This is a genomic window from Mesorhizobium sp. M2A.F.Ca.ET.039.01.1.1 (assembly GCF_003998035.1).
Taxonomy (GTDB): Bacteria; Pseudomonadota; Alphaproteobacteria; order Rhizobiales; family Rhizobiaceae; genus Mesorhizobium.
Genome location: NZ_RZRY01001336.1, coordinates 1 through 866, shown reverse-complemented (window position 1 = coordinate 866; position 866 = coordinate 1). Strand labels below are relative to the sequence as shown.

1 protein-coding gene is annotated in these 866 nt (G+C 64.9%); it reads left to right on the top strand.

The window, feature by feature from the left end; translation table 11 throughout:
- Window positions 1-147: 147 nt before the first annotated feature.
- Window positions 148-822 carry a hypothetical protein gene (locus EOA24_RS39715; protein ID WP_126083161.1) on the top strand — a complete coding sequence of 225 codons (675 nt, stop codon included), beginning with the start codon at window positions 148-150 and terminating at the stop codon, window positions 820-822.
- The last annotated feature ends 44 nt before the right edge of the window (window positions 823-866 follow it).

The following is an 866-nucleotide window of genomic DNA, read 5'->3' as shown; positions in this document are numbered from 1 at the left end:
GCGTTGCCCTTAACAAGTGGTTGAGGTAAACACGCGACACTCCGGCAGACAAATTGTCGCCGGATTTCCGTCGCAAGTGCGGGGAAGAAGGGGACCGTGCCCTTGGCCGGTGGCGACCGAAAGGCAGTTAGAGTGGGACTTTTTGGCATGACCGACAGAACGTTCGCGCGCGCCGCGCTGGTGGCGCCGCTTGTGGTATCGGCCATCGCCTTGTCGGGCTGCATGAGCTCGCCGACCTACGGAACCGACAAGACGGCAGCCGCGCAGCTCTTCGACGACGTTTCGGGCGCGGCCTCGATCACGCCGAAGCGCCGCACTCCGATCGACTACAAGCCGCGCCCTGACCTGGTGAAACCCGCGCCGGGGCAGAAGCAAAACCTGCCGCCGCCGCAGGAAAGCATCGAGACGGCGAGCACCGAGTGGCCCGAATCGCCCGAGGCGCGCCGCGCCCGCATCCGCGCCGACGCCACCGCCCACCAGAACGATCCGAATTACCAGCCGGAAGCCGTCGAGGATGTCCAGACCGATCCCGCGTCGGTGAAGAAGGCGATGGCTGACTCGGCCTCCAGCCACCCGCCACGCTGGTCGCCCGATGATTCCAGCGCTACGCGCACCGCCGAGATCCAGCGCCGGCTTGCCGAGCAGAAGCAGGGCGACCCGACCACTCGCAAATATCTGAGCGAGCCGCCGCTTGCCTATCGCCAGCCCTCCGATGCCGCGCCGCAGAACGAACTCGGCGAGGACGAATACAAGAAGGAGCGCCGCCTCAAGGCACAGGCGGAAGGCAAGAAGGGCGGCTGGTTCGACTGGCTGGGGCTGTAAGTGTGAATAGTGAATAGTGAATAGATCACTACTCAGTACTCGCT

Excerpts from the sequence above, each read along its gene's own strand:
- EOA24_RS39715 (WP_126083161.1), top strand. The coding sequence starts at position 148 with ATGACCGACAGAACGTTCGCGCGCGCCGCGCTGGTGGCGCCGCTTGTG.